Origin of the sequence: Acinetobacter sp. NIPH1876 (assembly GCF_022808535.1) — a bacterium.
Lineage (GTDB): Bacteria > Pseudomonadota > Gammaproteobacteria > Pseudomonadales > Moraxellaceae > Acinetobacter > Acinetobacter higginsii.
Window position 1 is genome coordinate 195,308 of the sequence record NZ_JALGBR010000009.1, and the last position, 26,283, is coordinate 221,590.

A 26,283-nucleotide genomic window follows, 5' to 3' on the forward strand; every position below is an offset into this window, starting at 1 on the left:
ATTCATCATAAAGCAACCGTTGATTTTCTAGTCATCGGAAAGTAAGGTTTTTTGATTTATTTTGTTGAATTTAATAAATATTTATAAATAATAGCTCGATTATTAAATGAGTGAGAACTCATAGACTATAAAATTAAATAATGAGGGCTAATATGAATATTAAATTTGTTGCAACGGGCCTAATAATTATTGGTGCTCTATTTTGGGGGACTGAGATATATTGGGCTAAGCAGTTTGAACAGCAGGCCAGAAACCATTTCAAAAGTATGGCTTTTGTACAGCAAATGAATGAGGCTATGCGTCGAGCGGGCTACCCGATTAAAGTGGATGCACTCAATCAATACCCTCATATTTTAGTTTATGTCACTTTAACTGAACCAATGACAGAAAACGTAAATAGAGATGATCTAAGAGGGGAAATGGAAAAAGCACATCATCAAATGACATGCGGTTATTTTGATTTTATTCAGGAAAAAGAAGCCAGCGACAAATATAAAGATATTGGCAAAGGGGTTGTGAAAGTTATAGAAGAGGATCAGCCAGCCACAACTTATTTTTTTAAAACTTATGATGGCAATGTGTTGTATGAAAAAAAACAGATACTTTCAGAGTGTTCTGAGTTTTTAAAATTAAAACAAACTATTGTATAGCATTTTGATTTAAGTGAATTGAATATGACTATAGGCAGACGCTGCGTTTTCTGTTGGAGACCTCTAGCAGCTTACGACGCTTTCTGCACCCAAGCTGCGTTTTATACAACATTTACTCAAAAGCACTGACATCACCGACACCACGACGTACGACTTCAGGGTTTTCTCCAGATAAATCTACGATACTGGTGGTGGATAAGGTTCCGAATCCACTATCGATAAACACATCAATACGTTTACCCAACTGGTTTTCAATATCAAATGGATCATCCAACGGATCTTTTTGATCAGGCAAAATTAAGGTACTGGTTAACAATGGTTCACCAAGTTCTTTTAATAAAGCCTGTGCAACGGGATTACTTGGAATACGTAGACCAATGGTTTTTTTCTTAGGATGCATTAAACGTTTTGGTACTTCGCTGGTCGCGGGCAAAATAAAAGTCGTAACCGCTGGTGTATTATTTTTTAATAGACGATACATCGCGTTATCGACTTTGGCATAGGTCGCAATATCGGATAAATCACAACACATAATCGCATACTGGTGCTTTGGTCCCAGACCACGAATTTGTGCAATCCGTTCCATTGCGCTCTTATTTCCGATTTGACAACCGATCGCGTATGCAGCATCTGTTGGATAGACCACAACATCACCAGCACGAATACGTTCTACTGCTTGTGTAATTAAGCGAGCCTGTGGATTTTCAGGATGAATATGTAAATGCAACATTATTTTAACTCCCTGATTTATACGGCTAAATTCAGTATGAAACTTGTTAGGGGCATGTTGCAAGTCTTAGATGTGATAATTTTGTCATTTAATCAAGGTATTCACGTTTAAATTCATCGAGTTGTAATGGTGTTCCATTGCGGGTAGACACGCAGATGTAATGAATGAAATGTGCGGCATCGCGGGGTAATTTTGCTTCCCCAGAAAAATAACGTTGTACTTGCGCAAAGACATGATCTTTAAATTGATCTCCATTACCGCCATCGCCTGTTAAGTTATCCAGTGACACACGAAATTTCCGACCAAAGGCAGTCGCAAATAGCCATTCTATGGCTTGAGGTTTAATTTCAACTTGTTCAAACAGGGCCTGTTGTTCTGAACTTCGCCCATCAGGTGCATACCAATAGCCAAGGTCGGAAAGTAGGCGGCGTTGCTCACCAGCAATGCTCCAATGGCTGATTTCATGTAGAGCACTATTGAAGAAACCATGGGCAAATTGGATCTTTGCAGGCTGCTCAGAAGTGGCTGGGAAATATTCTGGTTCAAAATCACCTTTAACAAGTGTGACATTATGGTGGGAAAACCAGTGATTAAAGTGTAAAATAAGCCAATCGACCTGTTCTGGTTCTGTTGTTAACTTTTGCCAAGATGAACGTTGCACTTGATCTAGCGCTAACACAGGAACAGAGGTTGAATGGGTGCTAACAAGTAATGAAGATGTTACTTCAAGTTGCGGCTGCAACAGGTACATTGCTTAATTTACCCCGAGTTCTGTCTAAAGAAGTACAAAATTGTATCTTAATCTTTGACAGAGTACCGATGAATTTGTAGAATTGCCGCCTTAATTATGTCAGCAAATACTTTTCCAAGCCAAATCGAGCCATTTAAATGGGCTGAACAGGGCTTTACATGGTCAGGAACACTGCCATTGTCTCGCTTTGCTCGTATTGCTCGAGAAGCTGTTGGTTCAATTGATGATCAATTGATCAACATAGACTGTAAGCTATCAATGGATATCTATCATCGTATTGTATGGTTAGATGGACATACTGAAGCAAAAGTTCCAATGGTGTGCCAACGTTGTTTGGAAGCCGTTGAAATTGAATTGGTTTCAGATTTTCATTTAGCTTTGATTGATGATGAGTCACTGATAGAGCGATTGGATGAGGATGCTGATTTCATCGTTCTAGGTGAAAGTGAATCTTCAAAAAAAGGTGATTTTGATGCACCTGCAGTGATAGATTTGCTCGCACTATTAGAAGATGAGCTGTTATTGTTGGTGCCTTTATCTCCTAAGCATGATGCTTGTGAGCATAAGCATCAACCTACCACTCCAGATGTTGTCGAAGAGAAACGGGATAATCCGTTTGATGTTTTGGCAGGTCTGAAGGGTAAACTTAACTCATAATTTATGTTATAATGTTGAGTTAAGACAACTGAATTTGTTCTGATCCATTTTTTCGATCTTTGTAAGGAGCCATCATGGCCGTTCAGCAAAACCGTAAAAGTCGCTCTCGCCGTGACATGCGCCGTTCACATGACGCTTTAACCGAGAATGCATTATCTGTAGACCAAACTACTGGTGAAACTCATCGTCGTCACCACGTGACTAAAGACGGTATTTACCGTGGTCGTCAATTATTCGCTAAAGCAGCTGATGCTGAATAATTGAACTATATGCATTAAGCGTTAGCTTAAAGTATAGAAAAAATGGGAGCGAAAGCTCCCTTTTTTGTTGTTTTTCGCAATTATAAAAAGAATTAATCAGTGTTAAATTGCCGCATCGCTAAAGAGTCTATTGTCATTCTCATGTAGAATTATGAGTATTGATAAAATTGGCGGTAGACTAATTTAAGGATTTTTATATGTCGACTAAACGACTTGAGCAGGCTGCTCAAGCAACAAAAACAGCATTTGTTTTTCCTGGTCAGGGTTCTCAAAAAGCAGGTATGCTGGCTGAACTTGCAGAGCAGTTTAGTGTCGTTCAAGATACATTTGCTGAGGCATCAGCTGCACTAGGTTTTGACCTTTGGCAGATTGCCCAAACGGGTGAAGGCTTGGACCAAACTGAAAATACCCAACCTGTGTTACTGACCGCAAGTATCGCGCTATGGCGTGTATGGTTAGAGCTGGGTGGTATTGTGCCGAAATACTTGGCTGGACACTCTTTGGGAGAATACAGTGCGCTTGTTGCAGCGGAAGCAATGAGCTTGGCTGATGCAGTTAAACTGGTTCATTTACGTGGCAAACTGATGCAGAGTGCTGTTCCTTCAGGTGAAGGTGCAATGGCTGCAATTCTCGGTTTGGCTGATGAGAAAGTGGTCGAGCTTTGTAAAAATGCTTCTGCTACAGGTCAAGGTTCAGTTGAAGCCGCAAATTATAATGCTCAAGGCCAAGTCGTAATCGCCGGTAGTACAGCATTGGTTCAGCAGGTAATGGCAGAAGCAAAAGAACAATCAGGGAAAGCAATTGCATTGCCTGTTTCTGTTCCCTCTCATTGCACATTAATGAAACCAGCGGCGGAAAAGTTTGCCGAAGCTTTGGAACAAACTGCCATTGAGCTACCATGCCTTCCTGTAATACAAAATGTCAACGCGGAAATCGCGACAGATGTTGCTCAATTACGTCAGGCGTTAACCGCTCAATTGTACCAATCAGTACAATGGACGCGTACGATGCAATATCTGCAAGATCAGGGTATCCAGTACGTGGTTGAATGTGGCCCGGGTACGGTACTGAGTAATCTTGCTAAGCGATTACCGAACATAGAAAAAGCATTTGCCCTTGATAGCAAAGCACGTATGGAAGATGCCCTAAACGCAGTGTTAGTGGCAGAAGGAAAAATTGCATGACACAACAACGAAAAGTTGCGTTAGTGACAGGAGCAAGCCGAGGCATTGGCGCAGCAATTGCACAGCAACTCATTCAAGACGGTTTTTTTGTGGTTGGTACCGCAACTTCTGAAGCAGGCGCGCAAAAGCTGACAGAAAGCTTTGCTGAACATGGGACAGGTGCTGTACTTGATGTTCGCAATGGCGAAGCGATTGATGCACTGGTTTCAGACATCGAGCAAAAATATGGCTCAGTGTTGATCTTGGTCAACAATGCAGGCATTACCAAAGACAACTTGCTGCTGCGTATGTCAGAAGATGATTGGGACGATATTCTCAATATTCATCTAAAAGCGGTTTATCGTTTGTCTAAGCGTGTATTGAAAGGTATGACCAAAGCACGTTTTGGCCGCATTATTAATATTAGTTCAGTGGTTGCACATTTTGCCAACCCTGGGCAAGCGAACTACTCGGCAGCAAAAGCAGGGATTGAAGCATTCAGTCGTAGTTTAGCCAAAGAGATGGGTAGTCGTCAGATTACAGTGAACAGTGTTGCACCTGGTTTCATTGCCACTGAAATGACTGATCAGTTAAGCGAAGATATTCGTAAAAAAATGATTGATCAAGTAGCTTTAAATCGTCTAGGTGAACCTCAAGATATTGCAAATGCAGTGAGTTTCTTGGCGAGCGATAAGGCTAGTTACATTACTGGTACAGTTTTACACGTAAATGGTGGTCTATACATGGCCTAAGTGGCGATGTATAAACTTTTAAAAAATCTTATATTCAATTAAACTAGTGGCAAATTAAAACGCCACAAGCAATGAGGAGAATTCCTGTGAGCGATATCGAACAACGCATCAAACAAGCAGTAGCTGAACAATTAGGTATGCGTGCTGAAGAGATTAAAAACGAAGCATCTTTCATGGATGACTTAGGTGCTGACTCTTTAGATTTGGTTGAACTTGTAATGTCTTTTGAAAATGATTTTGACATCACGATTCCAGATGAAGATTCAAATGAAATCACAACTGTTCAATCTGCAATCGATTACGTAACTAAGAAACTTGGTTAATCATCTTGCATGATCAAAAGCCACCGCAAGGTGGCTTTTTTGTGTTTGTACGTTTTGCAACAGAATGTTTTTCATTAAGTTCTATCGAATATACATATATTTACAAGACCGCGTTAAATTGAAACTCGAGTGTTTTATTTTTTCTGTATAACTAGATGTAGGTCTATTTTGACTATTATGCATTAATAATTACAGAGGAAATAACAATGGGTCTTTTTGATTTTGTTAAAGGTATTGGTAAGAAAAATACAGCACCAGCTGAACCGCAAGCTGCACCAGCAACGCCAGCTGAACCATCAGCTCAAGAGATTGCGAATAAATTATTAGGTTTGATTAAAAGTTTAGGTCTTCCGATTGATGGTTTATCGGTCACATATAATGGCAATACCGATACAGCAACCATTAAAGGGCAGGTTAAAACCCAAGCAGATAAAGAAAAGATCGTACTTGCTGTCGGAAACATTGATCATGTTGCACAAGTTGATGATCAACTTACCGTGGAAACACCTGAGCCAGAAAGTAAGTTTTATACCGTGAAATCAGGAGACAATCTGTCTAAGATTTCAAAAGAGTATTATGGTGATCCAAACCAGTACAATAAAATTTTTGAAGCCAATCGTCCATTACTCAAAAATGCAGATGATATTTTCCCTGGTCAAGTACTCCGTATTCCACAGTAATTGATCCGAAATAAAAAAGGCGCGAGATGCGCCTTTTTTATTGAAGATTCATTTGTTCAGGGATGATTTAAAAACGTTTTGGAATCTTTTGCCCATTTGGTACAGGTGTCTCAGCATGTTTTAACACTCCAAATAACCATGTTTCAGCATGTTGAACCGCAATTTTAAGCGAATCACCGAGTGCTAAACGTCCTGCAATAAAGCTTGCCAATGAACAACCTGAACCGTGGTATTGACCTTCTAAGCGTGGGCAGCGGCTTTCTGCAAGCATTTTGCCATCAGCATAGAGCACGTTGCGGATATGATCAGGCGTATCTTCGTGCCCACCTTTGACCAATACTGCTTTTGCACCCATTTTAAACAGTTTATGTGTGGCCTGTTCAATATCATCAAGACCTGTTAAGGCTCTTAACTCAACCGTATTGGGGGTAATCACCGTTGCTAAAGGAATCAACTCCACGAAGGCTTTGACCAAGGTTGCTTGGTCACCCAATGAACCGCCGCTATTTGCCACTAAAACGGGATCTAGGACATATAAATAATCTGGATGTTCTCGTAAAAACTCGGCTAATGCAGCAATATTATCAGTTGTGCCTAACATGCCTGACTTTACACATTTAATCGGTAAGTCGCTGACCACGGCATTGGCTTGTGCCAGCAATAATTCCTTTGAAGTGGCTTCAAAACCAAATACTTGCTGTGAGTTTTGAATCGTCAGCGCGGTACATGCAATGGCAGCATGCGCACCACTTTGCCCAATTGCTTCAATATCTGCTTGTAAGCCAGCACCACCAGATGGATCTAGTCCTGAAAAACAAAGTACGGTCGGACGCACTGCAATTTCCTTTTATTCTGCAATCTACGGTAGTATAGGGAAGTTTCGAGAAACTCTCGACTGCGTTGTGTAAGACTGTAAGAGATTGAACGAATGACGATCAAAAATATTCTCATCGATTTAGATGGAACCTTAACAGACCCTAAAGCTGGGATTCATGGTTCAATTCGTTTTGCGCTAGAAAAATTAGGTCAACCTTTGGCAAATGACATAAATTTGGATTGGACGATTGGCCCACCTTTAAAAGCATCTCTGGCAAAATTACTCAATACTCAAGATGATGATCTGGCTGAGCAGGCATTGCTGGCTTATCGTGAGCGTTTCTCAGTGACTGGTTTATTTGAAAATGAAGTATATCCAACGGTCGTTGAGACGTTGCAGCAATTGCAATCACAAGGCTATGCTTTGTTTTTGGCGACAGCAAAGCCTACAGTTTATGCGAAGCAAATTTTGATTCATTTTGATCTAGCTCGGTATTTTACCGAAATGTATGGCAGTGAATTGACTGGTGAGAGAACCAATAAGGCGGATTTAATCGCTTATATTCTGGAACAACAGCAGTTAGATGCACAGCAATGTATTATGGTGGGTGATCGCCAATATGACATTATTGGTGCACGTGCCAATGAGATTGAAACCATTGCTGTGAATTATGGTTATGGCACGGCAGAAGAGTTGGCTCAAGCACAACCTGTGATCCAAATTTCGCAATTTAGTCAGTTGATTGAAGCTGTTGCTGAATTGAACGCCGAGCGAAAAGTTTCATAAAACGAATTGTAAAAAGCCTCGATGATTCGAGGCTTTTTTATCTCTAATTAGACATTGTGTTTTAAGCGGTATTGCACCAGTTCTTCAATGCTAATCACAGTTAAACCATGGGTTTGTGCATAAGCAAGCACTTGAATACCAGAAGCCATAGAGCCATCAGGATTGGTCAATTCACACAATACCCCAGATGGTTTTAAACCTGCTAGACGTGCTAAATCAATTGTACCTTCCGTGTGACCACGACGGCTTAACACACCGCCTTCACGCGCACGTAAAGGAAATACATGACCTGGACGGCTTAAGTCACTCGCTACTGCGCCATCTTTGGTTGCAGCTAAAACTGTGGTGACACGGTCTTTGGCAGACACGCCTGTGGTTACACCTTGTGCCGCTTCAATCGTTACTGTAAATGCTGTTTTAAATTGGCTGGAATTGTCGACGACCATGGGTGGAAGTTCTAAATGATCAGCTAAGGCTTCTGTTAAGCATAAGCAAACAATACCTGAACCATCACGAATCATTTGCGCCATGGTTTCGACAGTTAAAGTTTCAGCAGCAATAATCAAGTCAGCTTCGTTTTCACGATCAAAATCATCCATCACCAATACAGGTTTGCCTTGGCGGATATCTTCTAAAGCTTGTTGAATACGTTGTTCAGCAGGGGAAAGGGCTGAAAAGAAAAGTTCGGGTTGGATTAAACTAGACATAATGAAACGCTCTCGTAAATTGGATACGGTTGAACATTTCAGGACTGATGTAAAAAATAAGCGTGCACAAAAACAACGCAAAAAGCGTATTTCAGTGGTTTCGTCTTCTTTCATCCGGACTATACCGTCGGCTTTGGTCTCTCACCAAATCTGCGAGTATATAAAAATATATACAGGCTCGTGGGCTGATTAGGTCATTTGATTAGAATGCCTAACTTACCACCGGTGGGGAATTTCACCCCGCCCTGAAGCGATGTGCTTCGATTATAGTCGGATTTTTATGAGAAAAGGCAACTTTTTATAGAATGAATCGTTCTATAAAAATGAAAAAATTTGCTGAGAAGTAGCTCTAGTTTTTCTATCGATCTGTGAAACTGGCAATGGATTTAAATTGAGCATACACTCGAAAGATAAAATAACAATAATTCAAGGAGTCGATAAATGGAGCAAGCAGATAAGACAGAATTAGAACGATTGGCACAACAATTACGTCGGCCTGTGATGAGTCTTCAACCATTTTCACAACTTTCTAATCATGATTTGGCTTGGCTCAATCAACAATTACAACAGGCCATCAAAAATGAGGATCAGAAAATGAATCGTAGTGTGTACCAAACACCTTTTTTCCTTCGTTGGCTGTTTCGAAAAAATAAAATGAGGGAATAGCATGACTCGATTGGCAGTACAGGCAGAGCTGATTAAGCTCGCTCGCATTTTGCAGGTCTCAGAGCAAGAATTAGAGTTTATGCAGTTTTTGGCCCCTGAAAACCTTAGACAGTTTCGGTTTGCGATATTAGAACGACTACAAAATCGTCAGAAAAAGCGTTTCCGTTACCTAGCAGCATGGGTGAGTTGGTTACCACGTTGGGTAAGTGTTTTTATGGTTAAACACTTTTTAGAACCCTTTATTGTCGCCCAGATTGCAGTGTATTTATCTACAGAAAATTCTTATCGAATAGCGAAGCATTTACCTGCAAAAACCATAGCTGCAATTGCTGTTTATTTAGATCCTCGATTGGCAAGAGAACTACTTGGTTATCTTACTACACATCAAATTACCGACATTACTCAAGTTCTATTGGAGCAGCGGGACTTTGTGACAATTGGTCGTTTTGTCAGTATGTTGTCAGATGCGGTATTACAAGATGTGGCGCAAGTGGTCGAGAGTGAAAGTGATCTGTTAGAAATAGCTTTTTATATTGAGTCCCGAGAGCAAATCGATCATCTGGTGCATGTTTTGCCCAAGCAGCGCATTGAGCAAGCCTTATTGATTGTGGGTGATCCAGCCCAGCGACTGGTATGGCCTAAAGTTTTGGCTTTAATGAGTTATATCAGTTATGGACTTAAGCAGGAGCTTGGTGATTTAGCGGTTCAGCAAGGGGAATCCGTTGTGAATGCGATTATTCAAGCCACACAGGAAGACCAATTGTGGGAAGACATGTTGCCTGTCGTGGCCTGTTTGTCGGCGCAAGCACAGAGCTTTGTTGCTAATTTACCGACATTAAGAAGAGTAGAGATTATTCGGAGTATTGTAGAGGCGGCTGATCGTTGTGATTTATGGACGGATATGTTGGTTATTGTGAATTATATGCAAGATGAGGCAAGGGAGGTTGTTGCCACGGCGATTGCCCAAATTGATGAGCAGGTCCTGCATCATATTGCCTATGCATCATTATTACGCTCACAATGGGAAGTTACTTTCGATATTATGCGACGTATGCCAATCGACAAGCAGCAGCTATGTCATCGTATTCTAGATGGTTATATGCAGCAATTAGATCCAGAAACTTATCAATATTTAGATGGGCTATTGGATCGTTATCAGATTCATTCGGCTTAAGCACTAGGCAACGTTTCTCGAATTGGCAATAAGGTTTCTAGAGCATGCTCATAGCCGCGTTCGATTAGTTCATCTAATTTATGCCAGTCAAACATACCGATACCTTCAATGGGCATGCGGATATGTAAATTGGCGCGTTCAATTGCCGCTGTTTGTATCATGGTATCACTCGCAAGGGTCGCGGTACGCATCAAAATCTCTGCCAAACGTGGTGCATGTAGAAGCTTATCTTTGATGATTTTATTCCAGTTCAATAATGCACTTTGATCTGGTTCTTCTAAACCAATTCCTGGGACTCGAATATCATCATGCAAGCTGACATTGCTAGCAATAATGGTGCCTCGCTCTAAGTTTTGCATAACATCTGTGGGGAGATTGTTAATTACACCGCCATCACAGAGCAGGTTTTCATGCCAAGCAACAGGAGGAGCAACACCCGGCACACTCATGCTGGTTCCAACCCAAGTCGCCAGTTCACCTTGATCATGAATCACCGCTTGACCTGTCGTAAGGTTGGTTGAAATACAGTAATAGGTCTGTCTGAGCTCTTCAATTCTGCGACTTCCAAAGATGGCCTGTAATCGGGTATGGAAACGTTGCCCACGAATCAGTGAAACGCGAGGCATGGTGTAATCATTGAGGTAATTTCGTGCGACAAAAGTTTCATAAGCAATATGGGTCATTTCCACACTATCAAAACCACAGGCGACTAGCGCCGCCACAAATGCCCCCATACTGGTGCCCCCAACAATATCAATCGGGATATGTAGTTGTTCAAGCGCACGAATTAAACCAATATGGGCAAAGCCACGTGCACCACCACCACCAAGTACCAAGCCAACGCCTTGGCTGGAGATCTGACGAGCGACGGCGCAGATATCGGCCTGTGCCCATGGGTGAATAAAGTAGTGGGCGCGGGCATGATAGAGCTGTTTCCAAATCAATGTATGCGGAGATGGGTCTCCTTCGGAACGCAGTAAAACCAATTCAATTGGACTTTGCCAATCATGCTGATTCAATACATCCGATAGTCTGGTTTGAGTGGGTGTTTGGTTGGCCTCCGCCAAAATCAATATTCGATCAGCTTGATGTAAACAGCGTTTCGACCATTCATCATCACTGCAATCCGCAGCATAGAGTACATAACAGTGTTTTTCCTCTAAATTGGCCAGCCATTGGCGTAGTTTTAAATCTTCACTACTGTAATCTAATGGGGTTTGGCTAAAACCTACCCCAAATAACGCATCAATATGTGCAGCAGTGACTAAACGAACTTGAGGCCAACGTTGTAAGTGCTCGGTCAGTTTTTCTGCCAGATGTGTGGCAGGGATATGTGCGGATACAGGAATTACTGAAAGTGTACGACTGTGTCCCATTGCATGACAATGTTGTAATTCGGGTTGCGAGCGGTGAATGATGAGTCGAGATAAAGCAAATAACACTTTGGGGTGTTGGTGAATGAAATCTAGAAATTGTTGTTGTGGAATACCGAGTAGAGCAGTGTCACGGACTGCATTGACTGTACCTTGATGAGGTTGATTGGAAATGACACCTGTTTCGCCAACAATATCATGGCGACCAAAATACGTCAGTAAGCCTGCCGAAGTGGTCAATTTGACCCGACCATAAGCAACAATATACACATAATCGGCAATATCATGTGCACAATAAAGCTGCTGTCCTGTTTGTAAATGACGAATATGACAGTGAGGCACCAAGCTTTCTAGGGTGGTGTGATCGGAATCAGCAAAGAGGCTAACTTTGCTAAGAAGATGAGTAATATCCATATTGTTCAAATTATCATTATTGTCTTCTTATTGAACAAATTTTGGTGCTGTTTTACAAGTTTGCTTGCGTAAAACTTGGCCTTATTTTTCAGTGTTTTTGTATTTTGCCCTAGAGGATGAATGGGCTGTGTTTGTGCAATAAAAAAGCCAGTTCATATTGACTGGCTTTTTGAGAATCTTTATAGGTCTTATGCAATTTGTACAGGAATACAGTTTGCAGTGTGGTTCACTGTATTGTCTGGGTTTGCATAAACTAAACGTGGTTTGTGAAGATTGGCTTCGACTTCAGTAAAGTCACCGAAAGTCGCAATAATCACTAAATCACCAACATCAGCTTGATGGGCTGCGCCACCATTCACTGAAATAATACCTGAGTCATCTTCACCACGGATTGCATAGGTGGTGAAACGTTTGCCGTTAGTGACGTTCCATACGTGGATTTCTTCGTATTCACGAATCCCTGCTAAGTCCATTAATACGCCATCAATTGCACAAGAACCTTCATAATGAAGCTCTGCATGAGTCACAACTGCACGGTGAATTTTACATTTTAATAAACGAGATAGCATGGCTAGCGTCTCCTGAGTAAGACCTAAGATGATTATCTTATGGTTGACTTGTCACGTTTTCCGCGGGCTATAGGCGGTTTGATGCGCATTTTGCGCTTAAAAATGCAATATGGCAAGCGGGATTGATCAACAATTCAGTTTAAGCGGGTTTGTAAGCGTTAATTTGATTCATTGCCTGTGACACTTGTCCATCAACAAGCATTTTCACTTGAGATAGGGCATGGTCAATGGCTGCATCCATTAAGCCTTGTTCACTGCTAGGTGCTTTACCAAGCACATGACCAGAAACGCGTTCTTTGGCACCCGGATGACCAATTCCAATACGTAGACGATGGAAATTAGCACCGATATGCGGGACGATATCGCGGAGACCATTATGTCCACCGTGTCCGCCACCTGTTTTCAAGCGAATAATGCCAGGATTCATATCCAGTTCATCATGCGCAATCAGGATTGCTTCAGGTGCAACTTGATAAAATTTAGCGAAAGGGACAACACTTTGACCAGAACGGTTCATAAAAGTGGTAGGAAGTAATAAACGGACATCATGACCTTCGATTTGGCCACGACCACTGTATCCATGAAACTTTGGATCAGCTTTTAAAGAAATGCCATAACGATCTGCAAGCTGTTCAACGAACCAGAAACCTGCATTATGGCGGGTTTGGGCATATTCCTTTCCAGGATTGCCCAAACCAACAATTAGCGAAATATTTGACACTAATTTACGCCTTTAACACTTATGCGCGTTTGAAGTCAGCGTGCATAGGCGTGTTTTTAGCAGGGTGGCGTTGTAACGCTTGGATTTTAACGTTTTCAACTTTGTCACCGATTTTGATTTCGATAACTTCTTCGAAGAAAGCGTTGTTTTCTAAAGCTTTAACGATTTCACGAAGCTCTAAAGTAACGGCTACAGGCTCAGCGCTACCACCATAGATGATTGCTGGGATTTGAGCAGCGTGGCGAAGGCGGCGGCTCGAACCTTTCCCTTGTTGTGCTACTTCACGTGCTTGAGCGTTTAATACGAAGTTTGCCATGGGCATATCCTCATTGAGTTTGAGTAACTAAACTTGCGACCAGTTTAGTGATAGAAAAACCCTAGCGAGCTAGGGTTTAAGAAAAAAAGCTGGGCTATTATAGATAACTATCGAACATTGCGCTAATAGATTCTTCGTTATTGATACGACGAATTGTTTCAGCAACCATGCTAGCAACAGAAACTTGGCGAATTTTACCTAAGCTTAGTGCTTCATCTGAAAGAGGAATTGTGTCAGTAACAACAAGTTCATCAATGACAGAGTTACGAAGGTTATCAATGGCTTTGCCAGATAAAACAGGGTGAGTTGCATAAGCAACAACACGACGAGCACCAAATTGTTTTAGTGCATCGGCCGCTTTGCAAAGCGTACCTGCTGTATCTACCATGTCATCGACGATCACACAGTCGCGATCTTTAACATCACCAATCAAATGCATCACTTGTGATTCATTTGCTTTTTGACGACGTTTATCAATGATAGCCAAATCGATATCACCCATTTGTTTAGCAACAGCACGGGCACGAACCACACCACCAACGTCAGGTGAAACAACCACAAGATTGTGGTGTTGTTGCTGGCGTAGGTCAGCGAGTAATGCTGGCGTACCATAGATGTTATCAACAGGGATATCGAAGAAACCTTGAATTTGGTCTGCGTGCAAGTCAATCATTACTACACGGTCAATACCAACAGTTGTCAGCATGTCTGCAACAACTTTCGCAGTAATCGGTACACGAGCAGAGCGTGGACGACGATCTTGGCGAGCATAACCAAAGTAAGGAATGACAGCAGTGATACGACCAGCACTTGCACGACGCAAAGCATCAGCCATCACCAAGATTTCCATTAGGTTATCATTGGTAGGGGCACAAGTAGACTGGACGACAAAAACGTCTTTACCACGAACATTCTCAGTAATTTCAACTGAAATTTCACCATCAGAGAACTTGCTAACAGAAGCAGCACCTAAAGGAATATGTAAATGGCTTACGACTTTTTGAGCGAAATGTGGATGAGCACTTCCACTAAAAACGACAAGATTGGGCATGAAGCACCCTTGGCGGTTGGCTTATAATGAATTTGGATGGCAGGGGCGGCTGGATTCGAACCAACGGATGCCGAGATCAAAACCCGGTGCCTTACCACTTGGCGACGCCCCTAATGCGGCAGAACTTTAAAGGTTTTAAAAGATAATGTCAATATATTTGAGCAAATATCAATATAAAACAAGTCTGTCTAAGATATGGCAGGGGCGGCTGGATTCGAACCAACGGATGCCGAGATCAAAACCCGGTGCCTTACCACTTGGCGACGCCCCTAAATTCGATACTATGTAATGGCAGGGGCGGCTGGATTCGAACCAACGGATGCCGAGATCAAAACCCGGTGCCTTACCACTTGGCGACGCCCCTAAATATTACATGTATCTACAGATGAAAATTGGCAGGGGCGGCTGGATTCGAACCAACGGATGCCGAGATCAAAACCCGGTGCCTTACCACTTGGCGACGCCCCTAACAGGTAACTTCAAAATGTCTTAGAGGTGATTCTGCTAAACTGTTGACCAAGTAAGCTTTACAAGGCGCGTTTTGCAAAATTTGCTCTATATTCATTTCATCGGTTACTTCAGTAAAAACACAAGCACCTGTACCTGTAAGCTTTGCTAGACCAAATTGATCTAAATATTGCATTGCTTCATCTACTTCAGGGTATAACTGTCGAGCCAGAGGTTCAAAGTTATTTCCAAAATTAGAAGGTTGTAACTGATAGGCGCAAAATGTAGTGATCTTAGAATCTCTTGTCAATGTTTTTTGTGAAAAAAGCTGTTGAGTGCTGATAAAACAGTCAGGTTTTAAGATTATGAATTTTTTTTGAGCTAAGTCTATGAATGATAAATGTTCACCGATGCCTTCTGCCCATGCATTACGACCTAAAACAAAGATCGGAACATCTGCCCCAAGCTGTACGCCATAATCGGCTAATTGCTGTTCATCTAAGCCGCATTGCCAGAGCTGATTCAGTACAATCAGTGTGGTTGCTGCATTGGATGAACCACCACCGAGACCAGCGCCCATTGGAATGTTTTTTTCAATGCTGATAGTTAGCCCACAGATTTTTTTTGCATGTGGTTTGAGTAGCTGTGCAGCACGATAGATTAAGTTTTGTTCAAGAGTGACTTCGTTCAGACCCTCAATTTGAATGATTTGCTCTGAGCATTGCTCAAAAGTCATCCAGTCATATAGATCAATCAGTTGAAAAATAGTCTGTAATTCATGATAACCATTGTCACGACGACCTGTAATATGCAGAAACAAGTTCAATTTTGCAGGGGAAGGCACTCTAATCATAAAAACAATCTAAATCATCGGTTTTGAATCACCATTGTAATACGGTTTTCTTTGTTATCGACAAGTGCTTGCTTCAATAAAAGTTTATTGGGAAGGGTTTGCGCATCGTTATAGCTAAAATCAACCGTCCAGCCATCTTCAACTAACTGCTTTAGACGATTATTTTCATCTTTATTCACTTGTGCATCTTGAGTCGCAGGCTTAGCTTGTACCCAATAAGCGAGATGCATAATCGGTGCTTGCCAACCAGTTGCTTTCTCAAGTAACTCTTCAGGTGTTTCAGCCGTAATTAGACCTGTTTTGGCACTGTTTAATGTCACTTCACCCGGTTTACCTTCGATCTGGGTTTTACCAACTCCTAAAATTCCAGTGAGTTCAATATCAAACTGATCCTGTTGTTGAACCCATGTGAAAAAAGCACTGCCAGATTGTTGTGGTGTGCGGACACCGATTTTACCTTGTAAGCTAAAATTATTTTCATCTTGAACTTGTGGTGATGCAATCACTTTATTTGGCTGACTTAAATGTTGGCAACCAGTTAAAAATAGAACGCTACTACTACAAACGGTGATGCATAATTTTGAAAACAAGCGCATGAATTTAACTCTTTTTTACGGTGATGGGTAAGATTAAGCTATCAAGTTGTTGTAATTGTGGGGCATTGGCATGTTTTTGTTTCAATTGCTGTAACACCTCGCTAAATTGCGTGAGTGCGCCTTGCATATATAGGGCTTTAGCATAACGAATACCAATATTGACATTCTCACTCAGCGAATACGCTTGGCCCAAGACTTTGGATGCGGTATCGAAATCATTTTGTAAAAAGGCGATATAGCCTAAGGTGTCTAGGATAGATGCCTGTTCTGGGGCAAAATCTAACGCTAGTTCTGCATATTTACGTGCTTCTTTAAGGCGACGGTTTTGTAGTGCCAGTGTATAGGCATAAGCATTGAGATAGGTTGGGCTATTGGGCTCAATTATTAAGAGTTGCTTTAATGTTTTGTCTAATTTATCTCGATCGGTATATGGGTCGAGTAATAATACTTCGGCATAAATCAATTCAGGATCGTCGGGTAGACTCTTAATTGCTTCATCCAGTAAGGCCAAAGCCGCCTTTTTATTATCCATCTTCTTTAAAATATCGGCCTGTGCTTGATATAAGAAACTGGCATGTTGTGGATAGTTGACTCGTTCTTGGGTCAAGAAGCGTAAGGCATCATTCAGTTGACCTTGTTTTTCAAAGATCGCAATCATATTGCGTCGAGAAACGATATATAAACTACCATCGACTAGGCGATAGTATGCTTTTGCAGTTTCATAATGTTGTTTACGTTGTGCATTGATCGCAAGGTAATAATAAGCCTCATTTTGGTATTTTGCCGATGAGCGCAATTCAACCAGATATTGTTCGGCTTTTTCGTATTGCTTTAAGTCAATACTGGTCAAGCCTGCAATAAAGAGCGCTTCTTCTGCCTTGGGATGATCTTTAATAATATCTTCAAGTTTATCCAAGGCTTCTTGTTGCTGATTAATTTGAATGTAATAACGTGCTTCTGCCATGCGAACATCAATATTGTTCTTGTTTTTGCGACTAGCTTTTTCAAACCATTGTTTGGTTTCTTCATCATTCTGCAAAGCCATTAATAGGTTGGCTTTCATTAGAATAAAACTGGTTGATTTTGAACGCTTGCGTAATGCACGATTAATATTATTCAGTGCTTGTTCATACAAACCATCTTGCGCTTCTAAACCTGCAATTAAAGCGAGAATAGAGGGATTGTTGCGCTCCTCACTGGCACGGAGCGCATTGAGTAGAATCTCACGATCTTGTGCTTGTTCAGGTGCAATACCCGCCAAAATCTGTTCAAGATCGGCAGTAGGATCAATATTGAGAATCTTATCCAGCGTCTTGGCTGCTAACTCATATTCATGTGTTTTTAACGCGATATGAGACAAATAGAACAGGGCTGGAACATCTTTGGGTTCTTGTTCAACCCAATGCGTGGCAATATTTAAAGCAGCTTGTAAATCATTGTATTCTAAAGCAATGTCTAAGGCACGTTGTTTAATGGTGGTTGAGTTACTACGAATCGCAAGCACAGTATAATTATGTAGTGCCGTTGCAATATCGTCATAAGCAAGAGAAAATTCAGCAATCATGCTCTGTTGCAGTGCATGCTCAAAGCTCTTATCTGCATACATGTCGTGTATTGCTTGTGCAGAGACATAAGAGCTCATGCTACCTAACAACAAGATTGTGGTAGAATACCGTCTAATCGTCTTGCCGCTAAAAAGGGTACGGCGATATAGCTGACGCAATTTTTATTGATCCAAAGTAATGCTTTTTATGACACCGATGTTGCACAATAACATAAATTTAGCGAAATGATGATCTGATATGTCTTTCTTTGCATTGGGCGTCAACCATCAAACAGCCTCTGTTGAACTTCGCGAACAAATTGCTTTCAATGCAGAGCGATTAGCTGCGCTATTGCTTGAGCAAAACCAACATGCATCACTGAATGATTTAGTGGTGGTGTCGACCTGCAATCGTACCGAAGTGTATGCCATGACTGAGGATGCGGATAGCGTCCTGAGTTGGCTGGCCCAAGTGAATAATATTGATGTAAAACAGTTAATTCATCATGTTTATCGTTACGAAAATGCCCAAGCAGTTACACATTTAATGCGTGTTGCCAGTGGTTTAGACTCGCTGATGCTGGGTGAGCCGCAAATTTTAGGGCAAGTGAAAAGTGCATTGGCGCTGTCAAAAGATGCAGAAACTGTTTCGCCTGAATTGAATAGTGTCTTTGAATATGCCTTTTATGCAGCAAAGCGCGTCCGTTCTGAAACCTCGGTAGGAAGTCATGCTGTTTCAATGGGTTATGCGGTTGCGCAACTGGCCTCACAAGTGTTTAGCCACACGGAAAAACTCACAGTGATGGTGGTCGCGGCAGGCGAGATGAACACCTTGGTTGCCAAACATTTGGCCGAAATGGGGGTTGCTAAAATCCTGATTTGTAACCGTAGCCGCGAACGTGCAGATCTGTTGGCACAAGAAATTGCCCATCAAGTTGATGTGGAAATTATTCCCTTTGCTGAGCTTGCACAAAACTTGCATAGAGCGGATGTCGTCTCTAGCTGTACAGGTAGTTTGCATCAAGTGATTGAATATTCAGACGTTAAAGCTGCATTAAAAAAGCGTCGCTATCAACAAATGTTGATGGTCGATTTAGCTGTTCCGCGTGACATTGATCCGAAAGTGGAATCATTGGATAACGTGTATTTGTATGGTGTTGATGACTTACAAAGTGTAATTGATGAAAACCTAGCGCAACGTCGTCAGGCCGCAGTTGAAGCTGAAATCATGGTCAATCAATTGGCAACCCAATTAATGACCCAACAAAAGGTCAAAGAAGCCAGTGGTACCATTCAAGCTTATCGTCAACATAGTGAAGAAGTCAGTCAAAAAGAATTGGCGCATGCTTTAGAATCGTTGCAACATGGAAATACTGCTGAACAGGTCTTACAAGAGTTTGCACATCGTCTGACCCAAAAGTTGATGCACCCAACCTCAATTTTACTTAGAGAAGCAGCTAAAGCTGAAAATCCAGATTACTTTGAATGGCTACAGCAACATCTACAAGATGTGTTTGAACATGAGCGTAAGCCACGCCAGTAATGGACAATTAAGACAATAAACGCAAACTAATCTGTTTGGTCAATTCATTCAGTTGTTGACGTAAATTACGCGATTCAATTAAAGAAATTGGCGATTTGAGCTTTAAGCGCAAATACTTCTCTTGTAGCCCTAGCGCATATTCTTTTGCAAGTTTATCGGCAACTTCAGGTGCTTGGGTTAAGGATTGGATATTGGTACGCTGCATAATATCCGCCAGTTCATGGCTATAACTACTACAAGCGCCCAGCACATAATAGGTTGCAAGTTCCTGATCATCAGGAAGATCATCAAATACAATATTCAGTGCCGCTAAAATCTTCGCCAATAATTCATTTTGATCAATCACCGCGCGTAGCTCTTCAAAATGAATATACAGGAAGGGGTGGTGCATTAAAATTGCCACTGCAAAATCTTCATCCTTGGTCTGAATATTAAAAGATAAAGAGGCATCGTGGCTGATTTGTGGCGTGAAGCGTTTGCCTAGACCGAGTTTTTCACGGAAAGACTGACTCAGTAGATAACGAAATGAACCATGTTTGGGTAGTAGTTCTGTTAATTCACGCAGTTCACCCATGACCAGACTTTTACCTTCGGGTGTACTGACGTCATGCTGTCCTGTTAAATGGGCAAACACAAAGTCTGATAACAGTGGTGCTTGCTGTAATAATTTTTGGAAATTTTCTAAGCCTTCACGACGAATCAGCGAGTCTGGATCGTGCTCATTCGGAAGCACAAAGAATTTTAGTTCACGACCATCATTGAGTAGTGGCAATGCAATTTCCAAGGTGCGTCGAGCTGCTTTTTGACCTGCGGCATCTCCATCAAAGGCAATCGTAATTCGAGAATTTTGTTTAAACAGGGTGGTTAAATGATCGGCATTACTGGCCGTTCCCAGTGTCGCCACTGCACCATTGATCCCATATTGCTGTAAGGCAATGACGTCCATATAACCTTCGACCATCAACCAATCATTGGCTTTGAGTTTACGACCTTCGTATAGACCATAGAGCAGCTGGTTTTTATGGAATACTTCAGAATCAGGTGAGTTGATATATTTGGGTTTAATCTCATCGTTTAAGGCACGACCACCAAAACCTACTACACGTCCTTTATGATCACGGATCGGGAAAATCACTCGTTCACGCAATAAATCGAAATCTCGACCGCTATCACTGGAACGAATTAAGCCCAGTTGTTTTAACCCTTCAATATCTTGTGGGAAGGCTTTTTCTAAATGTTGCCAGTCTTCTGGGGCATAACCCAAACGCCAAAATTGAATGGTTTGTGGGGATAAGCCACGTTGTTTAAAATAGTTTTGTGCCTTTTGACTATTAGGGAGTTGGCGTTCATAAAATTGGGCGACATTTTCTAACAAGTCGTAGAGATTACCTTCTTGTACTTGTTCTTGAATGTTAAATGAAGGATCAAACTGCGCAAAAGGATCATCCATATAGTGATCCATATCAACAAAATGATCGTCCAGCGCTTCCTGGATAGAAGGAGCTGGTGCTGTTGATTGCTCTTGCGGGGTTTGTGTGATTTGCGGAGCTACAGCCTGTTGTGGGCTGCGTTTATAGGATAATTTTTTATTGTCGTGATTATCTTTGGGTAATTCGATGCCTGTCTGATTAGATAAATCTTTCATTACATCGACAAAGTTACGGCTATCAATGTCCATCAAAAAGCGAATGGCATTGCCATTGGCTTGGCAACCGAAGCAATGATAGTACTGCTTATCTCGATAAACATGGAATGAAGGTGACTTTTCCTGATGGAAAGGACAGCAACCCGAATAAGTACGTCCCGTCTTTTTTAACTTCACACGTTGACCGATCAGATCGACAATGTCGGTTCGATCTAAAATTTGATCAATCGTATGTTGTGGAATTGCCATGTGTGTTTAACCATTTAAGACTGGGAGTAGAACATTGTTGCACTGCAAAATGTCAGGAATCATTGTTGCATAAAATAAAAAACAGGCAAGGGAGACTTGCCTGTTTGATGTATCAGATGATTGCAAATTAGTTTGCAGCATCGTCCTCAGATGTATTGCTCGCTTCTGGCTTATCGAGTAGGCCAAAGCTTAAACGGTTTTTCCAACTCGGTTTATTTTCCGTGGTTGCTGCTGGTGCTTCAGGTGCTACCACTGGAGCAGGTGTGGCTTGTTCAGTTTCAGGTTTATCAAACAAACCGAAGCTTAAACGGTTGGTTAAGCTGCGTTGTTCAGTATCGCTGCTTACTTCATCTTTTTTCGTTTGAACCGTTTTAGATTCGCGACCCAATAAACCTAAAGTTGCACGATTCACCCAACTACCTTCTTTACGTGCAGCACGTAAATTCACTTCACCATTCGATTTTACGAGATTTGGATAGTTGAGTTTTAAGATATCAATATATTGCTGAGAGGTCGCATTATCGCCAAGTTTTTGATAGCTATAAGCCAAAGTCGCTAATGCTTCAGGCGTTTGTGGTGTTTGCGGATAGTGTTCAATCACCCATTGCGCGCGCTCAGCAGCAGCAAGCCATGCTTTACGTTCAATGTTGAAACGCGCTGCGTTCATTTCGCTTTCAGCCAGTTCTTGACCAATAAACTTCATACGCTGTGCAGCATCAACAGAATATTGGCTACTTGGGAAGCGACGAATCAGTTCTACGAAGTTTTGATAAGCAACTTTGACATAGCTCACATCACGGTGTGATTGCTGTAAAGAAGTATAGCGAATCAAACTGTCGTAATTCATTTCCATGTTGGCTACGCCACGAACATAGTAGGCATAATCAACATTTGGATGTTGAGGATTTAATCGAATGAAACGATCTGCAAGTGCAATCGTACCTTCATAATCTTTTTGCTTGAATTTTGCATAAAGCAGCTCAAGTTGAGCTTGTTGCGTATATTGCCCAGTTGGATAGTACGTGTCTAAAGCTTCAAGTGACTTTACTGCATCGGTATATTGATTGCGTTCAAGCGATTTTATGGCTTTTTCAAAATAAACTTGTTCACTTGATTGTGGTCCTTTATCCACCACATCTTTCTTACTTGGATTGCTGCTACAGCCCACAAATGCAGACGCTACACCTAAAGATAGTGCAAGCACCGTAATTTTATAACGTGGTAGCGACATAAAAACTCCTCTGTTATTCTGGGCAATGAGCTACAATGGTGCTATTAAACCATTTTTGTACCGATCATCAAATGACTTCAGCACAATCTTCCAATTCAAACATCTCTGAAACAGATTTCTTACTCGAAGATTCTGTGGATGCAGATAATCATAATTCCGACTCAACTGCAACACGTTTATCGTTGCAAATTCAACTTGATGAAAACTATTTAGGTCAACGTATTGATCAGGTTGCCGCATTGGTTTGGAGCGAGTTTTCTCGTGAAAAACTCAAGCAATGGATGAAAGACGGTCATCTGTTGGTAAATGGTAACATTGTTAAACCGAAGTACCGTTGTGAAGGCAATGAGCTGCTTACGCTTGAAGTTGAACTTGAGACACAAACTTCGAGCCAACCTGAAAATATTCCATTAAATATTGTCTATGAAGATGACGATATTATTGTAATCAATAAAGAAGTGGGGATGGTCGTTCATCCAGGCGCAGGCAATCCAACTGGAACCTTAGTGAATGCGTTACTTTATCATGCGCCAAAATTGGCAGAGCTGTCTCGTGCAGGCTTGGTACACCGTATTGATAAAGACACCAGTGGTCTATTGGTGGTTGCAAAAAATCTGGAAGCTCAATTTTCTCTGAGCAAGCAGTTAGCCAAGAAAACCGTTTATCGCGTTTATGATTTAGTTGTGTATGGTAATGTCATTGCGGGTGGCACCATTGATGAACCGATTAAGCGTCATCCTGTAGACCGTGTCAAAATGGCGATCTTACCGGGTGGGCGTGATGCGGTAACACATTATAATGTGAAAGAACGCTTCCGTGACTTTACCCGTATTCAGGCACAACTTGAAACAGGGCGTACCCATCAAATTCGTGTGCACTTTAGTTATCTTGGGCATGGTTTGGTTGGCGATCCTGTTTATGTCAATCGCGTGCGTTTCCCAGCAGGTGCATCAGAAACATTAACCGATAAGTTACGTAGCTTTAAGCGTCAAGCTCTACATGCAGCCAAACTCGGTTTGGTACATCCACGTACAGGTGAAGAAATGATGTTTGAAGCGCCTTGGCCTGAAGATTTTACTCAGTTGCTTGAAGTCCTACGTAGTGAAAATGAAGCGTATTAAGTAAAGTTCCTTTTTAATAAAGGATGATTTGTTCAGATCCTCCCTTTGAAAAGGGAGGTTGGGAGGGATTTTATGGAATTTGTAAAAGGTCTGCCTAATGGTGTTTATGTTGGGCAAACACGAATTGAACATGCTCAAACCATTGCAACAGCAAATGAAAATCTGTCTGGGTTTAATCTGGCGTTGCATGTCAATGATGATGCACAACGTGTTCAGCAGCATCGTATGGTCTTGTTGAATCAGTTATCTGTATTTGGTGTAGATAAAATCACATGGATGACGCAAACCCATAGCACGATTTGTCATACCGTAAATGAACAAATTCCATTTATTGCGCTTGAAGGCGATGGCTTGGTTACACAAAAAGCAGGTCATGCTTTAATGATGATGACAGCTGATTGCCTGCCTGTAGTCTTGGGCAATGCCGAAGGGACTGAGGTTGCCAATCTACATGCTGGTTGGCGTGGCTTGGCTAATGGGATTATCGAAAATACAGTCGCTGAATTGCAGTCTCAGCCGAGTTGGGCATGGTTGGGTGCTGCGATTAGCCAACCGTGTTTTGAAATAGGTGCAGAAGTCAAAGCCGCTTTTTGTGAAAAATATCCTGAACTCGAAACTGCTTTTGTTGCTGGTCAAGTGATGGGTAAATATCATGCGGATCTTTATGCGATTGCTCGCTTTATTTTAAACCGTTTGGGCGTGGAAACTGTTTTAGGCGGAGATCAGTGCTCTTATCAACAAGCCGAAGATTATTTTTCTTATCGTCGTGATACAAAAACAGGACGAATGGCAACTTTTGTATTCATGCAATAAATTGCATCCCTTGTGTTGTTGATTCGCCATGTCGTAGTGAAAATGTTAAACTTGATCTAATTCATTGGTTTTTAAAATTCTCCATGTCTGTTATTGAGCAAATTACTCCCCAAGTTAAAGTTTGTGTGGTTTATCATAGCCCTTATGGGCATACGGCCAAAGTTGCGCAATATATTACTCAGGGTGCCGAGCAGGCGGGTGCAGAGGTGCATCTCATTTCTGTGGCTGCGCCACAGTGGGACTTATTAGACCAAGCAGATGTGATTGTTATTGGTTGTCCAACCTATATGGGCAGTCTCACAGCTGCATTGAAACAGTTTATGGAAGATTCATCTAAACGCTGGTTGGCACGGGCATGGCAAGGCAAACTGGCTGCTGGTTTTACCAATGGGGGCGGTCTTAGTGGCGATAAATTGGCGGTATTGCAGCAAATTAACTTATTTGCGATGCAACATGGCATGGTGTGGGCTGGTTTGCCATTTATGCCAACGGGAAGAAGCGCTTTAGATATTAACCGTATGTCGAGCTTTCTGGGCTTAATGACTCAGTCAGATAATGCCAGTGTTGAAATTACTCCACCTGAAGGTGATTTGGAAACTGCACGCAAGTTCGGAAAATATTTAGCTGAATTAAGATTGACGCATATCCCAGTTTAATCTTGAATGAAAAAAACCTCCAATAATTGGAGGTTTTTTTCATTTATACAGCAGACGAGATTTATCACGTTGCCAATCACGGTCTTTTTCTGTGGCACGTTTGTCGTGTAATTGCTTACCTTTCACCAGCGCAATTTCCAACTTAACCAAACGGCCTTTCCAGTAACAAGCCAACGGCACACATGAATAGCCTTTTTGATTCACTGCACCCAAAAGCTTTTCTAGCTCACGACGAGAGAGTAGCAACTTACGCGTACGTGTTGCTTCTGGAACCACATGGGTTGATGCAGACAATAACGGCTGAATTTGTGAGCCCAGCAAAAAAGCTTCGCCATTTTTAAAAATCACATAGCTTTCAGTGAGGGTCATACGTCCTGCACGCAAAGACTTTACTTCCCAGCCTTGGAGGGACATGCCTGCTTCAAATTTTTCTTCGATAAAGTAATCGTGACGCGCTCTTTTATTTTGAGCAATCGTGCCACCATTATGTTTTTTTACAACAATCTTGTTCATCTTAACCTATTGAAATTGATAAGCTAATTTTTAAGCGATTATCTTGTTACCCGTTTAGTTACCCGTTTTTAAAGGCACTCGACTTAAAAGAAAGCCTGCGGTTAGCAGGCTATCATATCAGATTTTCCCTTATGTTTTTCGACTACTTTCTTCACGCTTGATTCGTGCCAATAAACTTCTCTATCACTCACCTTGATTGGTTGTGGAATTTCACCATTTTTAATCATGCGATAAAACTTGGTTCTTTTAATTGAGAGGAGTTGCATAAACTCTGCTGCTCGCACTCTACGATCAATTTGCATATTTATTTATCCTCCACATTTGCTTTTGCTGTTAAATCATTCATGCTGCAGCCCTCACGCTTGTATTTGATCTAATGCCTCTGACTCTGTATCCGAGTTTGGTGCGACTCATGCCGATTTGATCTGCAGCTATTGGGTCCAAGCTTGATACATCGATCTCAAGAGCGTCCAGTGTAGTTAAATCTGTTGCATTCTGGATCTGAACCATTAA

Annotated in this window: 30 protein-coding genes, 4 tRNA genes and 1 riboswitch; of the genes, 14 read left to right on the plus strand and 20 right to left on the minus strand. The window is 41.6% G+C overall.

Features of this window, described 5'->3' with window-relative positions:
• Positions 1–152: 152 nt before the first annotated feature.
• A complete protein-coding gene (locus MN869_RS11590; protein WP_243307511.1) occupies positions 153–650 on the plus strand; it encodes a hypothetical protein in 498 nt (165 codons plus the stop codon).
• A gap of 112 nt (positions 651–762) precedes the next feature.
• Here MN869_RS11590 and MN869_RS11595 read toward each other — a convergent pair whose 3' ends face one another.
• Together MN869_RS11595 and MN869_RS11600 are read right to left on the minus strand one after the other, a co-directional pair.
• On the minus strand, positions 763–1,380 hold the full coding sequence (locus MN869_RS11595) for an L-threonylcarbamoyladenylate synthase (RefSeq protein ID WP_004804938.1): 618 nt from the start codon (positions 1,378–1,380) through the stop codon (positions 763–765).
• Positions 1,381–1,468: 88 nt separating this feature from the next.
• Positions 1,469–2,131 carry an elongation factor P hydroxylase gene (locus MN869_RS11600; RefSeq protein ID WP_005205499.1) on the minus strand — a complete coding sequence of 221 codons (663 nt, stop codon included), beginning with the start codon at positions 2,129–2,131 and terminating at the stop codon, positions 1,469–1,471.
• Between the two features lie 96 nt (positions 2,132–2,227).
• Here MN869_RS11600 and MN869_RS11605 point away from each other — a divergent pair, with 96 nt between their 5' ends.
• The 6 genes from MN869_RS11605 to lysM all read left to right on the plus strand — a co-directional run bounded on the left by MN869_RS11605 (position 2,228) and on the right by lysM (position 5,966).
• Positions 2,228–2,788, plus strand: a complete 561-nt coding sequence (locus MN869_RS11605; protein WP_005312651.1) for a YceD family protein — start codon at positions 2,228–2,230, stop codon at positions 2,786–2,788.
• Between the two features lie 74 nt (positions 2,789–2,862).
• Positions 2,863–3,048 (plus strand): 50S ribosomal protein L32, encoded by a 186-nt coding sequence (rpmF, locus tag MN869_RS11610; RefSeq protein ID WP_004638135.1) that lies wholly within the window; start codon positions 2,863–2,865, stop codon positions 3,046–3,048.
• Between the two features lie 197 nt (positions 3,049–3,245).
• On the plus strand, positions 3,246–4,232 hold the full coding sequence (gene fabD / locus MN869_RS11615; RefSeq protein ID WP_033134430.1) for an ACP S-malonyltransferase: 987 nt from the start codon (positions 3,246–3,248) through the stop codon (positions 4,230–4,232).
• Complete coding sequence (gene fabG, locus MN869_RS11620; RefSeq protein ID WP_033134431.1) at positions 4,229–4,963, plus strand: 3-oxoacyl-ACP reductase FabG; 735 nt, start codon at positions 4,229–4,231, stop codon at positions 4,961–4,963. Before fabD ends, fabG begins: the two co-directional genes overlap by 4 nt.
• A gap of 86 nt (positions 4,964–5,049) precedes the next feature.
• Positions 5,050–5,286: an acyl carrier protein gene (gene acpP, locus MN869_RS11625; protein ID WP_004655272.1), complete on the plus strand. Its 237-nt coding sequence runs from the start codon at positions 5,050–5,052 to the stop codon at positions 5,284–5,286.
• Between the two features lie 206 nt (positions 5,287–5,492).
• Positions 5,493–5,966 (plus strand): peptidoglycan-binding protein LysM, encoded by a 474-nt coding sequence (gene lysM / locus MN869_RS11630; RefSeq protein ID WP_004804950.1) that lies wholly within the window; start codon positions 5,493–5,495, stop codon positions 5,964–5,966.
• A gap of 67 nt (positions 5,967–6,033) precedes the next feature.
• Here the strand turns inward: lysM and MN869_RS11635 are convergent, their stop codons facing one another.
• A complete protein-coding gene (locus MN869_RS11635) occupies positions 6,034–6,801 on the minus strand; it encodes a hydroxymethylpyrimidine/phosphomethylpyrimidine kinase (RefSeq protein ID WP_033134432.1) in 768 nt (255 codons plus the stop codon).
• 93 nt (positions 6,802–6,894) lie between these two features.
• Between MN869_RS11635 and MN869_RS11640 the strand changes: the two genes are divergently transcribed.
• Positions 6,895–7,569, plus strand: coding sequence for an HAD-IA family hydrolase (locus MN869_RS11640; protein WP_033134433.1), 675 nt, complete (start codon positions 6,895–6,897; stop codon positions 7,567–7,569).
• A gap of 47 nt (positions 7,570–7,616) precedes the next feature.
• Here the strand turns inward: MN869_RS11640 and ribB are convergent, their stop codons facing one another.
• Positions 7,617–8,276, minus strand: a complete 660-nt coding sequence (gene ribB, locus MN869_RS11645; RefSeq protein ID WP_005205490.1) for a 3,4-dihydroxy-2-butanone-4-phosphate synthase — start codon at positions 8,274–8,276, stop codon at positions 7,617–7,619.
• Positions 8,277–8,374: 98 nt separating this feature from the next.
• Positions 8,375–8,532, minus strand: a riboswitch (FMN riboswitch).
• Between the two features lie 185 nt (positions 8,533–8,717).
• Here ribB and MN869_RS11650 point away from each other — a divergent pair.
• Together MN869_RS11650 and MN869_RS11655 are read left to right on the plus strand one after the other, a co-directional pair.
• A complete protein-coding gene (locus tag MN869_RS11650; protein WP_004804958.1) occupies positions 8,718–8,942 on the plus strand; it encodes a hypothetical protein in 225 nt (74 codons plus the stop codon).
• Between the two features lies 1 nt (position 8,943).
• The gene (locus tag MN869_RS11655; protein ID WP_004804960.1) at positions 8,944–10,116 is read left to right on the plus strand and encodes a hypothetical protein; all 1,173 of its coding nucleotides are present in this window, start codon (positions 8,944–8,946) and stop codon (positions 10,114–10,116) included.
• Here MN869_RS11655 and MN869_RS11660 read toward each other — a convergent pair.
• The 12 genes from MN869_RS11660 to MN869_RS11715 all read right to left on the minus strand — a co-directional run bounded on the left by MN869_RS11660 (position 10,113) and on the right by MN869_RS11715 (position 18,179).
• Positions 10,113–11,903 (minus strand): patatin-like phospholipase family protein, encoded by a 1,791-nt coding sequence (locus tag MN869_RS11660; RefSeq protein WP_005312665.1) that lies wholly within the window; start codon positions 11,901–11,903, stop codon positions 10,113–10,115. The two genes, MN869_RS11655 and MN869_RS11660, sit on opposite strands and share 4 nt — an antisense overlap.
• 188 nt (positions 11,904–12,091) lie before the next feature.
• Positions 12,092–12,472 (minus strand): aspartate 1-decarboxylase, encoded by a 381-nt coding sequence (gene panD / locus MN869_RS11665; protein ID WP_004655255.1) that lies wholly within the window; start codon positions 12,470–12,472, stop codon positions 12,092–12,094.
• 139 nt (positions 12,473–12,611) lie between these two features.
• Complete coding sequence (gene pth / locus MN869_RS11670) at positions 12,612–13,193, minus strand: aminoacyl-tRNA hydrolase (RefSeq protein ID WP_004804964.1); 582 nt, start codon at positions 13,191–13,193, stop codon at positions 12,612–12,614.
• A 19-nt stretch (positions 13,194–13,212) separates the two neighbouring features.
• Positions 13,213–13,509: a 50S ribosomal protein L25 gene (gene rplY, locus MN869_RS11675; RefSeq protein WP_004663523.1), complete on the minus strand. Its 297-nt coding sequence runs from the start codon at positions 13,507–13,509 to the stop codon at positions 13,213–13,215.
• A gap of 97 nt (positions 13,510–13,606) precedes the next feature.
• A complete protein-coding gene (locus MN869_RS11680; RefSeq protein ID WP_004804966.1) occupies positions 13,607–14,560 on the minus strand; it encodes a ribose-phosphate pyrophosphokinase in 954 nt (317 codons plus the stop codon).
• A gap of 37 nt (positions 14,561–14,597) precedes the next feature.
• Positions 14,598–14,672, minus strand: a tRNA-Gln gene (locus tag MN869_RS11685).
• 84 nt (positions 14,673–14,756) lie between these two features.
• Positions 14,757–14,831: transfer RNA gene (locus tag MN869_RS11690), tRNA-Gln, on the minus strand.
• 18 nt (positions 14,832–14,849) lie between these two features.
• A tRNA-Gln gene (locus MN869_RS11695) sits at positions 14,850–14,924 on the minus strand.
• A gap of 29 nt (positions 14,925–14,953) precedes the next feature.
• A tRNA-Gln gene (locus MN869_RS11700) sits at positions 14,954–15,028 on the minus strand.
• Positions 15,027–15,860: a 4-(cytidine 5'-diphospho)-2-C-methyl-D-erythritol kinase gene (ispE, locus tag MN869_RS11705; protein ID WP_033134434.1), complete on the minus strand. Its 834-nt coding sequence runs from the start codon at positions 15,858–15,860 to the stop codon at positions 15,027–15,029. The genes MN869_RS11700 and ispE overlap by 2 nt, the downstream gene beginning before the upstream one ends.
• Positions 15,861–15,874: 14 nt before the next feature.
• A complete protein-coding gene (gene lolB, locus MN869_RS11710) occupies positions 15,875–16,456 on the minus strand; it encodes a lipoprotein insertase outer membrane protein LolB (RefSeq protein ID WP_033134435.1) in 582 nt (193 codons plus the stop codon).
• Positions 16,457–16,460: 4 nt separating this feature from the next.
• The gene (locus MN869_RS11715) at positions 16,461–18,179 is read right to left on the minus strand and encodes a tetratricopeptide repeat protein (protein WP_033134436.1); all 1,719 of its coding nucleotides are present in this window, start codon (positions 18,177–18,179) and stop codon (positions 16,461–16,463) included.
• A gap of 79 nt (positions 18,180–18,258) precedes the next feature.
• Between MN869_RS11715 and hemA the strand changes: the two genes are divergently transcribed.
• The gene (gene hemA, locus MN869_RS11720; RefSeq protein ID WP_004804973.1) at positions 18,259–19,542 is read left to right on the plus strand and encodes a glutamyl-tRNA reductase; all 1,284 of its coding nucleotides are present in this window, start codon (positions 18,259–18,261) and stop codon (positions 19,540–19,542) included.
• A 7-nt stretch (positions 19,543–19,549) separates the two neighbouring features.
• On the opposite strand, the gene MN869_RS11725 is transcribed toward hemA, so the two are convergent.
• Positions 19,550–21,436, minus strand: a complete 1,887-nt coding sequence (locus tag MN869_RS11725) for a CHC2 zinc finger domain-containing protein (protein ID WP_033134437.1) — start codon at positions 21,434–21,436, stop codon at positions 19,550–19,552.
• Positions 21,437–21,563: 127 nt separating this feature from the next.
• Positions 21,564–22,667 (minus strand): outer membrane protein assembly factor BamD, encoded by a 1,104-nt coding sequence (locus tag MN869_RS11730; RefSeq protein WP_004804977.1) that lies wholly within the window; start codon positions 22,665–22,667, stop codon positions 21,564–21,566.
• Positions 22,668–22,738: 71 nt separating this feature from the next.
• Between MN869_RS11730 and rluD the strand changes: the two genes are divergently transcribed.
• From rluD to MN869_RS11745, 3 genes are all read left to right on the plus strand, one after another.
• The gene (gene rluD / locus MN869_RS11735) at positions 22,739–23,788 is read left to right on the plus strand and encodes a 23S rRNA pseudouridine(1911/1915/1917) synthase RluD (protein WP_026057564.1); all 1,050 of its coding nucleotides are present in this window, start codon (positions 22,739–22,741) and stop codon (positions 23,786–23,788) included.
• 72 nt (positions 23,789–23,860) lie between these two features.
• Positions 23,861–24,601, plus strand: coding sequence for a peptidoglycan editing factor PgeF (gene pgeF, locus MN869_RS11740; RefSeq protein WP_033134438.1), 741 nt, complete (start codon positions 23,861–23,863; stop codon positions 24,599–24,601).
• A gap of 83 nt (positions 24,602–24,684) precedes the next feature.
• A complete protein-coding gene (locus MN869_RS11745) occupies positions 24,685–25,257 on the plus strand; it encodes a flavodoxin family protein (RefSeq protein WP_005312685.1) in 573 nt (190 codons plus the stop codon).
• 39 nt (positions 25,258–25,296) lie between these two features.
• Here MN869_RS11745 and smpB read toward each other — a convergent pair whose 3' ends face one another.
• Both smpB and MN869_RS11755 read right to left on the minus strand, forming a co-directional pair.
• Positions 25,297–25,770 (minus strand): SsrA-binding protein SmpB, encoded by a 474-nt coding sequence (gene smpB / locus MN869_RS11750; RefSeq protein WP_004804984.1) that lies wholly within the window; start codon positions 25,768–25,770, stop codon positions 25,297–25,299.
• Between the two features lie 101 nt (positions 25,771–25,871).
• Positions 25,872–26,072: an AlpA family phage regulatory protein gene (locus MN869_RS11755; protein WP_243307513.1), complete on the minus strand. Its 201-nt coding sequence runs from the start codon at positions 26,070–26,072 to the stop codon at positions 25,872–25,874.
• Positions 26,073–26,283: the final 211 nt, after the last annotated feature.